The following is a 15,929-nucleotide window of genomic DNA, read 5'->3' as shown; positions in this document are numbered from 1 at the left end:
ATGACCGAACCGGAAAACCGCTGCCGCCTTGTTCTCGTTGTGCCCGATATCGCCAATGCCGATGAACGGGCGGCGATCGTTGCCGATGCGCTGAGGGGCGGCGATGTCGCGTCCGTTATCCTACCGCAATATGGTCTCGATGACGGCAGCTTTCAGAAACATGCCGAAAAGCTCGTGCCCATCATCCAGAATGCCGGTGCTGCGGCTCTGATTGCCGGTGACAGCCGCGTCGTCGGCCGTTCGAAAGCCGATGGCCTGCACATCACAGGGCCGGCAAGCGAGATTGCCGATGCGATCGATCGCTATGCCGACAAACTGATCGTCGGTGGCGGTAACGCGGCGGACCGGCATACGGCGCTCGAAGTCGGCGAGGAGCGGCCCGATTACATCTTCTTCGGCAAGCTCGACGGCGACATCAAGCCGGAGGCGCACCCGAAGAACCTGGCGCTTGCCGAGTGGTGGGCGTCGATGATCGAAATACCGTGCATCGTCATGGGCGGCACCGATCCGGCTTCCGTGCTTGCCGTTGCGGAGACTGGGGCCGAGTTCGTGGCGATGCGCGTGGGGGTATTCGCAGAGCCGGCTCAGGCGCCCTCGATCGTGGCTCAGATCAATGCTTTACTTGACGAAAAAGCGCCACGGTTTGAGGATTGATATCGCGCTTATGCCGATGCCCGCCCGCCTTTCGAGATGCGCTCTCCTTTGTATGACCACCTTTCTGGCGGTCTGGCCGGAATTTGTGCTGGCACAGACAAACGAAGCGATCACCGAACCTTCTGCGGCACCCAGCCAGACGTTCCGTGCCGGCCGACCGCAGCCGCAGGGTATTGTACCGTCCGATGGTGTCGGGGTTTTCGATCGCATGGGTGCGAAGCTCCCCGACCTGCCGCCTGAAAAGGAATATACGGGTCCGGTCGACGAGGCGTTCGGCGCCTATCAACGTGGCTATTATCTGACCGCCATGGACAAGGCGCTGCCACGGGCGCAACTTGGCGATCCGGCGGCCCAGACCCTGATCGCCGAAATCCTGTCGCAAGGCCTCGGCGTCAAGCGGGACATGAAGAATGCCGCCTTCTGGTACGGCAAGGCGGCGGAGGGCGGCGATCCGGCCGCCATGTTCAAATATGCGTTGCTCCTGATGGAGGGTAACAATGTCACGCGCGACAAGGCGAAGGCCGACGAATATATGCGCAAGGCGGCCGACGGCGGGAATTCGTCGGCCGAATTCAATTGGGCGCAGACGCTCGTTGCCGACAATCCCGGCAGCAAGGGTCTGAAACTTGCCCTGCCTTACTATGAAAAGGCGGGAGAGCAGGGCGTCGCCGACGCGCAATATGCGGTAGCGCAGATCTATCAGCAGGTCTCAGACCTGCCCGAAGACAAGAAGCAACTGGCCCGGGACTGGATGGCGCGCGCGGCGCGGGCAGGCTTCGATACGGCTCAGCTCGACATGGGTATTTGGCTGGTCAACGGTGTCGGTGGGCCGAAGGATTACGTGCGCGGTTTCGAATGGCTGAAGCTTGCCGCCAACCGGGGCAATGTCGTTGCGCAGAACAAGCTCGCGCATCTCTACATCAATGCGATCGGTACGGCGCCCGATCCGATCGAAGCTGCCAAATGGTATGTCCTGTCGCGGCGGGCGGGATTGAGCGACCCCTCGCTCGAGGATTTCTATCTCGGCATCGAGGACGACCAGCAGAAGGCGGCGATCGAAGCGGCGAACAAGTTCCGCCGCATCAATTAAGCCGCGGCTTTTTCTAAAAAAGGGCGTCCTCGAACAGATCTTCGTCGCTCCGGACTTTGGCGGGCTGAGCAGAAACCGCTTCCGTTGTTTGCTCGGTGGCGGGAATGATGTCGCGATGGACATTGCGTTCCTGGACCATGGTGTAGAGCTTGAAGATCGTGCGGTCGAGCGGAGCGATTGCTTCGGCGATGTCGGAAATATCGGCGATCTGGTCGCCGGCCGCGGTTTCCAGCACATCGGCGCAGCGCGCGAGCACGTCGCCAAGATCATGCTGGAAATCGAGCTTGCCGATCAGAAGGTTGATCCTTGTCGCGACTTCGCGGCCATGTTCGGCAAGCACTTCGAGTTCGTCTTCCATCAAGTTGGCGGCCGAGCGGATCGTGTTGACGGCCGAGGTGAGGCTTTCGGCAAGACCGCCGTTCTTGGGGCCGGCGGCGGGGGCAACGCGCCCGGCCGAGGCTTCGAGCGCCGGCAGGCCATTGACGATGGCATCGGCTGAATCATCGAGCTTGCCGGCAAAGATGCGCAACTCGGCGGTGACGACGTTGATCGACTTGCCTTCCTCGCCGAGACGGCTGCAGCGCAGGTTGGTATTCAGCGCCATATAGTGAATATCGGTCTTGACCGCGCGGATCGCTTCGATGGACTGCAGAAGCGTTGCAGCAGTACCGATCGTCGATTGACTGACCTGGTCGGCTTGACGGCTTGCCGTATCGACCTGCTTGACGATCTCGTGGGCTGCGGAGACGCTGGATTCAAGCGCGCGCATGAAATTGCCGCCGCCGCCGTTGCTCTGACCGCTCATCTGGTCGCGCAATCGCAGAATTTGCTGCGTATCCTGGCTGAAGCTCGCGATGGTCTTTACGACGTTGTGGGAATCCCGTTGGAAGTTGGTGCACATCTCAGCCATCTGCGCGGCGGTCAGGTGATGGATGACGTTCTGCAGCCGTTTGCGTGCATCGGCGTCGAGCTTGGCGCCATCTGCGCTTGCGAAGAAATCCTCCAGCAGCGAGAAGATACTCTGCACATGCTCGATGCGCTGGCGGGTAATATCGCCGATCTGCAGTGCCGAAAGCGTAGATGCGACTTTGCCCTGTACGCCGCGAGCGATGGCGCCTACCTCGCGGGCGATCGCGCCGAGGTTCTGACGGTGATCGGCAATCTTCTTTGCGTCGTCCTTAAGCGCCGAGGCGACTGCAGGAACGGTGCCGGCGTAGCTTTTGGACAGACTGTTGCCAAAGGAAAGGGCGAGCTTGACCTCCTTCTGCAGGCTGTCCAGATGGCTGGCGAAGCGATTGACTTCGTCCGTCCCCGAATAGATGCGCTCCAGGATTTCCTGTGCGAAGCCCGCGAATTCGGCGAGACCCGCACCCGTTATCTTTACCGTGACTGCGAAGGTGCGCAGGTACCGCATCGTCTCCTGCATATCCGCGACGTGCCGGTGCAGTTCCGAGCCCGTTTGGGCAAGTGCCGTCAGAGCCTGCTGACGGTTTTCCTCAGCGCCAGGAAGCTCAATCAAGTTCTGAACGGTCGCATTCAGATCGGCGCTGGTATCACTCGCCTCATTGGTGTCCAACGCCTTGGTGAGCTGGTCCAGCGACGTCAACAGACGATTGAGGACATCCATCACCGAAAGCAGAACGGTGCCACCTTCGAGGAAACGTTCCTCGACTTGAGCGCGGGCCGATTCCAGGGTCAGGCTGATATCTGACCCTGAGGCGTAGAGCGCAGTCTGTGCCGATGACATCGTGTTTGTCACATTTGTACCTTTACTTCTAAACACAGGCAATTTGATTCTATTTTTACGGGCAGGATGGAAACGGCAGGTAAACGCCGCAGACTCGTCAACGTTGTGATTAACAACGCTTAAAGGAGTTCGGCTAAATTTGAGACGTACCGTTTAGATCCGGACTATCTATATGATTTTACGGTTTATTTTATAACATGAATATGCGTCAGTATAAGTTATCTTGGATGAGAAATCAGGGAGTCCGGACTCGCTGTAATTGCACTTTCCTACAACCGCTGTTTACGCGCTGTTAAGCCTGTCATGAGAGTCCTTTTGGGGTCGTTAAGTATTCTCCGACCATGGAGGCTGCATTGAATACTCAGGCGCAATATTTCGAATCTATATCCCTTCCCGAAGTTCTGAGCATTCGTACTGCTTCGGAAGTATACGCGAAGGTTCTCGATCAATTTCGCGACAGTAATAACATTGTTCTAAGTCTTCCCGAAAACGCGGAAGCGGATCTGAGTTTCATTCAGCTCGTCGAAGCCGCCCGTCGTCAGGCAAAGGCGACAGGCAAGACTCTTACGCTTTCGGCTCCGGCCAGCAGCTCGCTTCTCAAGGTTCTTGAGCGTGCCGGATTTGCGGAAGCCTTCGATCACGAAGACACGAAATTCTGGTTGCATAAAGAGGTGACGCTATGAGCGCAAACATCCTGACCGTCGACGATTCCGCCAGCATCCGGCTGACCACCAAGGTCACGCTCACCAATGCAGGCTACGCAGTCACCGAAGCCGTCAATGGCGCCGAGGGCCTAGCAATCGCCAAGAGCGGCAATTTCGATCTGATCGTCACTGATCTCAACATGCCCGTCATGGACGGGCTGACGATGATCGAGGAGCTGCGGAAACTGCCCGCCCAGGCCGGCGTGCCGATCATCTTCCTGACGACGGAATCCGATGCGGACCTCAAGGCCCGTGCCAAGGCCGCCGGCGCCACCGGCTGGCTCACCAAACCGTTCGATCCGGAAAATCTCGTTAAGATCGCGAAGAAGGTTCTTGGCAGATGAGCTCGCTTGATCCAGTCGCAGTCTTTCGTACCGAAGCGGCCGAATGCCTTGAGGCGATCGAAGCCGGCCTTCTCGACCTGAACCACGACCTCGAAAACAAGGATCTCGTCGACGCCGTGTTCCGCGGCCTGCACACGTTGAAGGGCTCGGGGGCGATGTTTGGCTTTGAGGCGCTTGCCGCTTTCACCCATCATTGCGAGACCGCCTTCGACCGTGTTCGCAAGGGTGAGGTTCCGGCGACCGCTGAGCTCGTCGCTGCCGTGCTTGCCGCGCAGGACCATATGCGCGCCCTCGTCGAACAGCCCGACGCGGATCACGGCGATACTGGTCACAAGCTGCTTGCACAACTCCAGGCCGCCGTCGGCGGCAAGGTCGAAGTCAAGGAAGCTGTCGCCTCCGCTGCTGCCGAGCCTGCGGCCGCCGCTCCTACCAAGAAGAAAACGACCTGGCGCATCCGCTTCAGCCTGCCGGCGAATTCCATGGCTAACGGCACCAATCCGCTTGGTCTGCTGGATGAGCTGCGCGATCTCGGCGAATGCGCCGTCCGCGCAAACACATCAGGTATTCCGCAGCTCGACGATCTGGTTCCGACTGAGCTTTACGTTTCATGGGACGTCATTCTGACGAGCGAACAGGACCGTTCGGCGATCGACGACGTCTTCATCTTCGTCATGGATGACATGGAGCTCGACGTTCAGGAAATCTCCGATCCGCAAGCCGCATCTGCCGAGACAAAGCGAGATGGAACTCCCGCTGCGGTCGCCGTGGTTACGCCAGCCTCTGTCGTATCGGCGCCAGCCGCCGCTCCGGAATTCCGACCGGTCGAGGCGGTTCCGGTGAAACGCGAAACGGCTCCCGTTCAGGCGGCAGCCCAGGCAAAGGCGCAGGAAAACGTCCGCGTTCCGGCGGAGCGTCTCGACGAGCTGATGGACCGCGTCGGTGAACTTGTCATTGCCCAGTCGCGCCTCAGCCAGCTGGCAAGCTCCAGTTCGGATATTGCCCTGCGCTCGGTTTCGGAAGAAATCGAACGTCTTTCCGGGGAGTTGCGCGACACGATGATGGTGTTGCGCATGGTGCCGGTCGGGACGCTCTTCTCACGCTTCCGCCGCCTCGTCCATGATCTTGCGCGTGAAACCGGCAAGGTGATCGAACTCGTCACCGAAGGCGAGACCACGGAAGTCGACAAGACCGTCATCGAGCGTCTCGCCGATCCATTGGTTCACCTCGTTCGCAACTCGATCGATCACGGCCTCGAGCCGCCTGCCGAACGCCTTGCTGCCGGCAAAACGGAAGCAGGAACTGTGACGCTTGCCGCCCGTCAGTCCGGCGGCGAGGTCATCATCTCGATCAAGGATGACGGCCGCGGCATCAACCGCGATCGGGTTCGAGCCAAGGCGGAATCCTCGGGCCTGATTGCGCCCGGCCAGCCGCTTTCCGATCAGGAATTGCTGCAGCTCATCTTCGCACCTGGCTTCTCCACGGCTGCAACGATCACCAATCTCTCTGGTCGTGGCGTCGGCATGGACGTCGTCAAGAAGACGGTCGAGGCGCTACGCGGCGCAATCGAGATCGTCAGCCTGCCGGGGCAGGGCTCGGAAGTCTCTCTCCGGATTCCGCTGACGCTTGCCATCATCGACGGCCTGCTCGTTCGCGTCGGTTCCGGTCGCTATGTCATCCCCCTCTCGGCGGTCGAGGAATGCCTCGAACTGTCGCTCGAAGAAGATCTTCGCTCGCGTGGGCGCAGCTTCATCTCGCTGCGCGACAGCCTGGTGCCGTTCCTGAGGCTTCGCGATCTCTTCCGTACCGGCACCAAGCCGGACGTGCATCAAAAGGTGGTCGTCATCTCGACGGGCACCGAACGTGTCGGCCTCGTGGTCGATCAGATCATCGGCGACCACCAGACGGTCATCAAGTCGATGTCGAAACTGCACAACGACGTGGCGACCTTCTCTGGCGCCACCATTCTCGGCGACGGCAGCGTCGCTCTCATTCTTGACGTCGGGCACCTCGTTGCCGCGGGTCAGCAACAGGAGGCGCAATTGCGCGTGGCAGGATGAGCACAGCAACAGCCGAAAAACTCGACAAGCACTGGAATTATGCCGAAGAAGTCGAAGTTCTGACCTTCGATCTCAATGGCGAAACCTTCGCGCTGGAAGCTGTCATCGTCCAGGAAATCCTGGATCTGCTTCCCGAGACCGCGGTGCCGGGCAGCCAGCCCTTCGTCGCCAGCGTCATCAACTTCCGCGGCAAGGTCATTCCGCTTGCCGATCTTCGTCTCGCTTTCGGGATGGAGGCTTCGGAGGCGACGATCGACAGCCGCATCATCGTCATCGAGGTCGATCTGCAGGGGGAGCAGACGCTCGTGGGAATGCGGACCGACAAGGTGAACGAGGTGACGACGCTGACGAAGAGCGCCAGTGAACCGCCACCGAGCGTCGGTATGCGCTGGCGCGCGGATTACATCAACTGCCTGGTCAAGAGGGGTGGCGAGTTCATCATCCTCCCGAATTTGCAGGCAATTTTTTCATCGAGGCATGAGACGGCGGGGGCCGTCAACTAGCCGGCGGCCAATCATTGAGGGGTTAAGACGATGCGATTGACGATCAAGACAAAGCTGGTGACAGCGTTCACTTTTATCATTCTCATGCTCATGGGCACTGCCGCCTACGGCATCTTCAGCCTCGGCTCGCTGAACGACACGATCGGCAATCTTCTTGCCGGTCCCGCTGCGCGCCTCGACCTGGCGCAACAGATCAATATCGCTCAGCTCGAAGCCATCCGCCAGCAGAAGAACCTCCTGACGGCGCGCAATGCCGACGACGCTTCCGGTGCGATCGAAAAAGGCAACAAGGCTCGCAAGGACTTCGCCGATGCCTTCGCTGCCGTGACGAAGCTTGCGACCGAGCAAGGCAAGGCGCGTTGGGAGCGAGTTGCCGAACTCTCCAAAGCATTCAATCAGGCCGACGACCAGATCCGAAATTTCATCAAGGACGGCAATATGGACGGCGCCAACACTGTCTCGGTCACAATGGCTCGCCAGGCGGCCAACGATATCGATGCCACACTCGATGAAATTCTGACGCTCGAAAAGCAGCGCATGAAAGAAGCCGATGATAGCGCCGATCAGCAGTATGCCACCACGCGCACGACGATGATTGCGGTTGCCGCCGTAGCGTTGCTGATTGCCGGCCTCACTGCCTTCTGGATCGCGAATACCATCAGCAAGGGTCTCAGCCGCGCCAACACCGTTGTCCGCGAAGTTGCCGAAGGCGACCTGACGAAGATGGCCGAAATCACCACGCATGACGAAATCGGCGAACTGCTCGGCAACGTCAACGTCATGATCGAACGCCTGCGCGGCGTCGTCGCCGATGCCCTGTCTGCCGCCGATAATGTTTCGTCGGGCAGTCAAGAACTCTCGGCCAGCTCCGAACAGGTCTCACAGGGTGCGACAGAGCAGGCGGCTTCGGCTGAAGAGGCTTCCGCTTCGATGGAGCAGATGGCTGCCAATATCAAGCAGAACGCAGACAATGCCGCCCAGACTGAGAAGATCGCCCGCCAGTCCGCCAAGGACGCGGAAGCTTCCGGGGATGCCGTCAACCGGGCCGTGGATGCAATGCGCACGATTGCCGAGAAGATCGGCATCGTTCAGGAGATCGCCCGCCAGACCGACCTGCTCGCCCTGAATGCCGCCGTGGAAGCTGCGCGTGCCGGCGAACACGGCAAGGGCTTTGCCGTGGTCGCATCCGAAGTCCGCAAGTTGGCAGAACGCAGCCAGTCGGCGGCCGCAGAGATTTCCTCCATGTCGAGCGATACGGTCAAGGCCGCCCGCGATGCCGGCGAAATGCTCGGCCGTCTGGTTCCTGACATTCGCAAGACGGCCGAGCTGGTCTCGGAGATCAGTGCCGCCTGCCGTGAACAGGATATCGGCGCCTCGCAGATCAATGAAGCGATCCAGCAGCTTGACAAGGTGACCCAGCAGAATGCCGGCGCTTCCGAAGAAATGTCGGCAACCTCCGAAGAGCTTGCTGCTCAAGCCGAGGAACTGCAGGCCTCGATCGCCTTCTTCAAGGTCGATACGGCAGGCACGATCCGCGCCGGCGTGCGGAAGACCGCTGCAAAGACGGCTGCCAAGGTGGTCAAGGCTCCGGCCGCCGCTAACCCACGCAAGCCGGCTCCGGCGATACATAACCATGGCCACACCGTCGCTTCCCAACAGGCGCGTGCCAAGGGCTTTGCTCTGGACATGTCGATGGGCGGCCCGGACGCCGGTGATGACGATTTCCGCGAAAGCGCCTGAGCGGCTTCGCTGAAATGAAGACTGCCGCGGACCTCTGGCCCGCGGCAAAAGGAAATGCCCAACGTGTGTATGCGTTGGTATCGATCGGCAGATGTCCGCCTGCCCGGCCTCAAGAGGCAGGGGGACATCGGGTTTCCCTCTGAAAGGTGGGAATCTTCCGCAGTCAGACGCGCTGCGGCTTTGCAAGCCGATTGTGAACTCCCACAGGTCCCAATGATGGACATGCGGGCAAGCGTCGATGGTCTCAAGCTATTCAATTGTCCCTAGTGCGTGCTGCCAAAACGGCAGAATGACGACCCATGCCCGAACGTTGAGTAATGCACCCAGCTCCGTCGATCTCCCTTCAAGGAAGTATTCAAATGCGCTTCACCATTAAACTGAAACTGGGTCTTGCTTTTGGCTTGATGACCCTCTTGTTGGTTGGTATCGCCGTATATGGCAGCATGAGCCTCGGCTCTCTGAATGAGGCCAGTGGTGCGATGATCGACGGGCCTGTGCGCCGTCTTGAACTCGCGCTGACAGCCAACGTGGCCGAAGTCAACGCCATTCGCGCGCAGAAAAACGCCCTGCTTTCAACCGATCCACAGACGTCCTCCGGATTCTACAAGGAGGCCGATCAGAACCTGCAGGCCATGCTTGACTCCGTCAACGACGGCCACAAAATCGCGTCGCCCGAAGGCAAGCCCTATTGGGAAAAGTTGCAGGGCATCGGTGCGAAATTCCGTGAAAAGTCAGCTGAACTTCAGCAGCTTGATGCCAAAGGCGATCAGGCCGGTGCCCAGGCACTCTCGCTTGGCGAACTGCGTGACTTGACGAACGATATGGGCGAAGCAATTGCAGCTCTTGTCGACATCCAGCGCAAGGGCATGAAGGCGACTGATCAGGCCAACGACGAGCTCTATAACTCCACGAAGCTGATCCTCAGCGTTGCATCGGGGATTGCGGTGTTGATCGCGCTGGCCGCTGCCCTCTGGATCATGTTCGGCATCAGCAATGGTCTCACGAAGATCGCGACTGTCGCAAAGGCCGTTTCAATCGGTGACCTCGACCAGAATGTTGCCGTCAAGACCAATGACGAAATCAAAGATCTGATCGAGACCGTCAATGTCATGACAGCCAATTTGCGCAGCACTGCAGCGCTTGCCGACAAGATCGCAATGGGGGATCTCTCGGTCGATGCAAAGCCACTTTCGGACAAGGATGTTCTCGGCATCGCCATGCAGAGCATGGTGACCAACCTGCGTACAACTGCCGAAGTGGCCAATCAGATCTCGAACGGCGACCTCACCGTTTCACCGAAGCCGCTGTCCGAAAAGGATGTACTCGGCACTGCACTCGAGCAGATGGTGGAGCGCCTGCGTGGTGTCGTCGCCGACGCGATCTCGGCTGCTGAGAACGTCTCTGCGGGCAGCCAGGAACTTTCGGCGAGTTCCGAGCAGGTCTCTCAAGGTGCGACGGAGCAGGCCGCCTCCGCCGAAGAGGCTTCGGCCTCAATGGAGGAGATGGCTTCCAACATCAAGCAGAATGCCGACAATGCCGCCCAGACCGAAAAGATCGCCCGCCAATCGGCCAAGGATGCGGAAGCCAGCGGTGAAGCCGTCTCCCGCGCCGTTGATGCCATGCGCACGATCGCTCAGAAAATCGGCATCGTGCAGGAGATCGCACGCCAGACCGACCTTCTCGCGCTGAATGCCGCTGTGGAAGCGGCACGTGCCGGCGAGCACGGCAAGGGTTTTGCGGTCGTCGCCTCGGAAGTGCGCAAGCTTGCCGAACGCAGCCAATCGGCCGCCGCCGAAATCAGCGCCATGTCCGGTGATACCGTGAAAGCCGCTCAAGAGGCGGGCGATATGCTCGGCCGCCTGGTGCCCGACATCCGCAAGACTGCCGAACTGGTCTCCGAGATCAGCGCCGCCTGCCGCGAGCAGGATATCGGTGCAGCCCAGATCAACGAAGCCATCCAGCAGCTCGACAAGGTGACCCAGCAGAATGCAGGTGCCTCTGAGCAGATGTCTGCGACCTCGGAAGAGCTCGCCTCCCAGGCTGAGGAACTGCAGACGTCGATCGCCTTCTTCAAGGTGGACATGGCCGGCAACCGCCAATCCCGCGCGCCGGCCGCCAAGGTCACGGTCCGCAGCCCGGCTCCGACAGCAATCCGTAAGCCTGTCGGCAAGAAGACCGCTGCCGCCAATACCGTTGCCGCCCAGCAGGCACGCGCCAAGGGCTTTGCCCTGGATATGTCGATGGGTGGCCCGGATGCCGGCGACGATGATTTCCGAGAAAGCGCCTGAGCGCTTTCTCGCTCCAATACTGTCAGGGGCCAGGCTTGTGGCCCCTGACACAAGCTTCCGGCGCCCAGGAACGCCGGACGCAGGGTCGCAATTTCTTCGGTAACTGTTTTCGCCTGCCGGAATGTTTTGCTGCGTGACGCCGCGCCAAGGAACCACCGGTCCACACTTATTCCGTCGCTTTCAAATAGGGATATTGCGATGCGTATTACGATCAAGCTCAAGCTCGCAGCCGCGTTCGGCTTCGTCATATTGTTACTAGTGGGTAGTGCGGTCTTTGGAATCATCAGCCTCAGCTCGCTGAACGACGCTGTCGGCAACCTGATCGCGGGTCCTTCAAAAAGACTGGAGCTGGCTCTGGAAGCCAAAGCCGCCGAGCTCGATGCCATCCGGTGGCAGAAAAACGCTCTTTTGGAAATGGATCCTGAAGCAGCCAGGAAACACTACGAAAATTCGGCAAAGAGCATGGATGAATTGCTCACATTCGCGACAGGCGGCCAGCAGCTCGCAACGGCTGAGGGCAAGCCCACTTGGGACAGGCTGGTCGAGCTCAGCAAACGTTTCGTGGAAGGTTCCAATAAAGTCGCCTCCATCCAGGAAAGCGGCGACAGGGCAGGGGCCACGGCTTATTCCAGTGGAGAGGTTCGAACCATCGTCACAGAACTGGAAGACGTCTTTGCGACGCTTGTCGCGCTTCAGCAGAAGTCGATGACCCGAGCCGACGACGACACGGAAATCCTCTACGGCAACACCAGAAACCTGCTGATCGGCATCGCCATCGGCGCTTCCGTCATCGCTTTTGCCGCCGCACTGTGGATCGCGCTCGGCATCAACAGTGGCCTGCGCAAGATCATGAACGTCGCCAGCGCCGTTGCCATCGGCGATCTGAACCAGAAGGTCGAGATCAATAGCAACGACGAAATCAAGGATCTGGTGAACACGATCAACGTCATGACGGATAACCTGCGCAATACCGCTGGCATCGCAAACGAGATTTCGAACGGTGACCTCAGCGTTACACCGAAGCCGCTCTCCGACAAGGATACGCTCGGCATTGCCATGCTCGGCATGGTGAACAACCTGCGCGCCACCGCCGATGTTGCCAACCAGATCGCAGAAGGCGACCTCTCCGTCGAGGTCAAGCCGCTTTCGGCCAAGGATACGCTCGGCATCGCGATGCAAAGCATGGTCGCCAATCTTCGGACCACCGCAGATATTGCCACGCAGATTGCCGCTGGCGACCTGACGGTTTCTCCGAAGCCGCTTTCGGCTAAGGATACACTCGGCACCGCACTCGAACAGATGGTGGAGCGTTTGCGCGATGTCGTCGCGGACGCAATAGCGGCCGCCGAGAATGTTTCGGCGGGCAGCCAGGAGCTTTCGGCTAGCTCGGAGCAGGTATCGCAGGGTGCCACCGAGCAGGCTTCGGCGGCCGAGGAAGCATCGTCTTCGATGGAAGAAATGGCGGCCAACATCAAGCAGAATGCCGATAATGCCGCCCAGACCGAGAAGATCGCCCGTCAGTCTGCCAAGGATGCGGAGATGAGCGGCAGCGCCGTTTCCCGCGCCGTAGAGGCCATGCGCACGATCGCCCAGAAGATCAGCATCGTTCAGGAAATCGCCCGTCAGACCGACCTTCTCGCACTCAACGCTGCGGTAGAGGCCGCCCGTGCCGGCGAGCACGGCAAAGGTTTTGCCGTCGTCGCTTCCGAAGTGCGCAAGCTTGCCGAACGCAGCCAGTCGGCGGCAGCGGAAATCAGCGCCATGTCGAGCGATACCGTCACAGCTGCCCAGGAAGCCGGGGAGATGCTTGGCCGCCTGGTGCCTGACATCAGAAAGACGGCGGAACTCGTGGCGGAGATCAGCTCCGCATGCCGCGAGCAGGATGTCGGTGCGTCGCAGATCAACGAGGCGATTCAGCAGCTCGACAAGGTAACCCAGCAGAATGCGGGGGCTTCCGAGCAGATGTCTGCGACGTCGGAAGAGCTCGCCGCCCAGGCCGAGGAACTGCAGACGTCCATCGCTTTCTTCAAAGTGGACACGGCGGGTGGCAAGGCAATGGCGGCGAGTGGCCGTCAGGCCCGCGCACCGGCCGCCAAGGTGCCCACACGCCCGGCTCCGTCTGCGGCCCGCAAGCCGGCCGGCAAGGCGGCTCTCGTCAACGGCGTCGCTGCTCAGCAGGCTCGCGCCAAGGGTTTTGCCCTCGACATGTCCATGGGCGGACCGGACACGGCGGACGATGATTTCCGGGAAAGCGCATAGCCTCTTCCCGGAGGACAGCATCGGGGCCGCGGCAACAGCGGCCCTGTTACGGCCGGCGCATGGAAGCGCCGGGGCACACCGGCTCGGCCGGCAACGCATGAAGCGTTTTTACGGCGGCACAATGTGTCATTTCGCGGGATATCCGCTGCAGTCCTGAAGGGGTCTTGGAATGCGCTTCACGATCAAACTCAAACTGGGCCTGGTGTTCGGTTTCATCGTTCTCCTGACCTGCGCCATGGCCGGTCTTTCGATCTACAATCTTTCGTCGCTGAACAGCGACATCTCAATCATGGTTGCCGGTCCGGTCGCCAATTTGCGCGATTCCGGCGATCTCTCCGACGCCGTCATGCGTTCCATCCGCGCCGAAAAGGATGCGATCATCAATACCGATGCGACCAAGATCGCCGGCTATGTCGATGAGATTTCGCAGCAGCGCGAACAGATCAAGACACTACAGGCTCGCCTGGCAACCTCGGAAGACCCTGACATCAGGAATGGCATGGCTCAGTTCGGCGATCTCTACGGCAAGTGGACTGCGCTGCAGGATCGTGTTGCCGACCTTGCCACGCAAAACACCAGCGAATCCAACACCCAGGCCGGCGTCATTTCGATGGGCGAGGGCCAGGTAGTAACGACTCAGCTTCTCGGCATTCTCTCCAAGCTGAACGACACCGTGACCGGCAATGTCGCCGAAACCGACGCCGCCACCAACGATCAGTATGCGCAGTCGCGCAACATGCTCGTGATGATGACGGTCGGCCTGATCATCGTATCCTCCGCTGCTGCCATCTGGATCCTGCTCAATATCTCCCGTGGCCTCAAGCGCGCAGTCCAGCTCGCGGATGCCGTCAGCATCGGCGATCTCGAACAGGACATCGAGCACAAGAGCAATGACGAGATCCGCGACCTGGTCAATTCCATGACGAGGATGACCGGCAACCTGCGTAACACAGCGCAGATCGCCAACCAGATCTCGAACGGCGATCTTACCGTCTCTCCGAAGCCTCTGTCGGAGAAGGATACGCTGGGTATTGCTCTGGAGCAGATGGTCGAGCGCCTGCGCGGTGTCGTGGCCGATGCAATCGCCGCAGCTGAAAACGTCTCGTCCGGCAGCCAGGAACTGTCGGCCAGCTCCGAACAGGTCTCGCAGGGTGCAACAGAGCAGGCGGCTTCGGCTGAAGAGGCTTCCGCTTCGATGGAGGAGATGGCTTCCAACATCAAGCAGAATGCCGACAACGCCGCCCAGACCGAAAAGATCGCCCGTCAGTCCGCCAAGGATGCCGAAGTTTCGGGTGAAGCGGTCTCCCGCGCTGTTCAGGCGATGCGTACGATTGCCGAAAAGATCGGTATCGTTCAGGAAATCGCCCGTCAGACCGACCTGCTCGCCCTGAACGCCGCCGTGGAAGCTGCGCGCGCCGGCGAACATGGCAAGGGCTTTGCGGTCGTCGCCTCGGAAGTCCGCAAGCTTGCCGAACGCAGCCAGTCGGCAGCAGCCGAAATCAGTGCGATGTCGGGCGATACGGTCAAGGCGGCGCAGGAAGCCGGCGACATGCTCGGCCGCCTAGTGCCCGACATCCGTAAGACTGCCGAACTGGTCTCCGAGATCAGTGCCGCCTGCCGCGAGCAGGATATCGGTGCAGCCCAGATCAACGAAGCGATCCAGCAGCTCGACAAGGTGACGCAGCAGAATGCCGGCGCCTCCGAAGAGATGTCGGCGACCTCCGAGGAACTCGCCACCCAGGCTGAAGAACTGCAGGCCTCGATCGCCTTCTTCAAGGTGGACATGGCCGGCAACCGCCTGTCGCGCGCTCCGGCTGCCAAGGTGACGGTGCGCACGCCGGTTCCGACCGGAGGCCGCAAGCCGGTCGGCAAGAAGACCACGGCCGCCAATTCGGTCGCCGCCCAGCAGGCACGCGCCAAAGGCTTTGCCCTTGACCTCTCCATGGGTGGCCCCGACGACGGGGATGCCGAGTTCAAGGAAAGCGCCTGAGCGTCCGGGTCCTTTCAATCTGTTAACAGGCGTCCCCGATAATGGGGGCGCCCGAATCCAAGGAAAGCGGTTGATCATGGCAACAACATCTCTGGAAGCCCAATTTGTGACCTTCAGCCTCGGCGAAGAGATCTTCGCCGTCCCGGTGGAGGTGGTGCGCGAAATCCTCGACTACGCGGAAGCATTCAAGATTCCGAATGGTCCAGACTATCTGCTCGGTCTGCGCGACGTGCGCGGTCAGGGCGTTCCGACGATCGATCTGCGCCTGAAGCTCGGCATGTCGAAAACCGTGCCGACGCCGCATACGCGCGTACTTGTCCTCGACGTTCCCCTGGAAAATCGCCTTCTGACGCTCGGCCTCGTTGCCGATCGCGTTTTCGAAGTGACGCCCTTCCGTCGCGATCAGATCGAGTCCGCACCCGATATCGGCGTACGCTGGCGGTCGGATTACATCGCTGGTGTCGTGCGCCGCGAGAACGGCTTCGTCGTCATAATCGACCTTGCCCGACTTCTGTCGCGCGAGGATGCCACTGTCCTGCAATCGGCCGCCTGA

General features: G+C 60.2%; 12 protein-coding genes. 11 read left to right on the top strand and 1 reads right to left on the bottom strand.

All coding sequences use genetic code 11. The annotated features are described in order from the left end of the window. Both JNB85_RS15785 and JNB85_RS15780 read left to right on the top strand, forming a co-directional pair. The gene (locus tag JNB85_RS15785; RefSeq protein ID WP_220335283.1) at positions 1 to 654 is read left to right on the top strand and encodes a thiamine phosphate synthase; all 654 of its coding nucleotides are present in this window, start codon (positions 1 to 3) and stop codon (positions 652 to 654) included. A gap of 10 nt (positions 655 to 664) precedes the next feature. Then, positions 665 to 1,744, top strand: coding sequence for a tetratricopeptide repeat protein (locus tag JNB85_RS15780; protein ID WP_220335282.1), 1,080 nt, complete (start codon positions 665 to 667; stop codon positions 1,742 to 1,744). A gap of 13 nt (positions 1,745 to 1,757) precedes the next feature. Here the strand turns inward: JNB85_RS15780 and JNB85_RS15775 are convergent, their stop codons facing one another. Further along, a complete protein-coding gene (locus tag JNB85_RS15775; RefSeq protein WP_220335281.1) occupies positions 1,758 to 3,491 on the bottom strand; it encodes a chemotaxis protein in 1,734 nt (577 codons plus the stop codon). Positions 3,492 to 3,844: 353 nt separating this feature from the next. Here JNB85_RS15775 and JNB85_RS15770 point away from each other — a divergent pair, with 353 nt between their 5' ends. From JNB85_RS15770 to JNB85_RS15730, 9 genes are all read left to right on the top strand, one after another. Continuing rightward, positions 3,845 to 4,174 carry an STAS domain-containing protein gene (locus JNB85_RS15770; protein ID WP_220335280.1) on the top strand — a complete coding sequence of 110 codons (330 nt, stop codon included), beginning with the start codon at positions 3,845 to 3,847 and terminating at the stop codon, positions 4,172 to 4,174. Then, positions 4,171 to 4,539 carry a response regulator gene (locus JNB85_RS15765; protein WP_183748778.1) on the top strand — a complete coding sequence of 123 codons (369 nt, stop codon included), beginning with the start codon at positions 4,171 to 4,173 and terminating at the stop codon, positions 4,537 to 4,539. The genes JNB85_RS15770 and JNB85_RS15765 overlap by 4 nt, the downstream gene beginning before the upstream one ends. Then, on the top strand, positions 4,536 to 6,596 hold the full coding sequence (locus JNB85_RS15760; protein ID WP_220335279.1) for a chemotaxis protein CheA: 2,061 nt from the start codon (positions 4,536 to 4,538) through the stop codon (positions 6,594 to 6,596). The genes JNB85_RS15765 and JNB85_RS15760 overlap by 4 nt, the downstream gene beginning before the upstream one ends. Further along, a complete protein-coding gene (locus JNB85_RS15755; RefSeq protein WP_220335278.1) occupies positions 6,593 to 7,099 on the top strand; it encodes a chemotaxis protein CheW in 507 nt (168 codons plus the stop codon). Before JNB85_RS15760 ends, JNB85_RS15755 begins: the two co-directional genes overlap by 4 nt. Before the next feature lie 30 nt (positions 7,100 to 7,129). Beyond that, complete coding sequence (locus JNB85_RS15750) at positions 7,130 to 8,839, top strand: methyl-accepting chemotaxis protein (protein WP_220335277.1); 1,710 nt, start codon at positions 7,130 to 7,132, stop codon at positions 8,837 to 8,839. Between the two features lie 359 nt (positions 8,840 to 9,198). Then, positions 9,199 to 11,127, top strand: a complete 1,929-nt coding sequence (locus JNB85_RS15745) for a HAMP domain-containing methyl-accepting chemotaxis protein (protein WP_220335276.1) — start codon at positions 9,199 to 9,201, stop codon at positions 11,125 to 11,127. A gap of 198 nt (positions 11,128 to 11,325) precedes the next feature. Next, a complete protein-coding gene (locus tag JNB85_RS15740) occupies positions 11,326 to 13,386 on the top strand; it encodes a HAMP domain-containing methyl-accepting chemotaxis protein (RefSeq protein WP_220335275.1) in 2,061 nt (686 codons plus the stop codon). A 169-nt stretch (positions 13,387 to 13,555) separates the two neighbouring features. Next, positions 13,556 to 15,376 carry a methyl-accepting chemotaxis protein gene (locus tag JNB85_RS15735; RefSeq protein ID WP_220335274.1) on the top strand — a complete coding sequence of 607 codons (1,821 nt, stop codon included), beginning with the start codon at positions 13,556 to 13,558 and terminating at the stop codon, positions 15,374 to 15,376. A gap of 76 nt (positions 15,377 to 15,452) precedes the next feature. Continuing rightward, positions 15,453 to 15,929 carry a chemotaxis protein CheW gene (locus tag JNB85_RS15730; RefSeq protein WP_220335273.1) on the top strand — a complete coding sequence of 159 codons (477 nt, stop codon included), beginning with the start codon at positions 15,453 to 15,455 and terminating at the stop codon, positions 15,927 to 15,929.

This window comes from Rhizobium mesosinicum (genome assembly GCF_019511345.1).
Lineage (GTDB): Bacteria > Pseudomonadota > Alphaproteobacteria > Rhizobiales > Rhizobiaceae > Rhizobium > Rhizobium mesosinicum.
The sequence above is the reverse complement of the archived record's forward strand: the minus strand, read 5'-3'. Positions and strand labels throughout refer to the sequence as shown.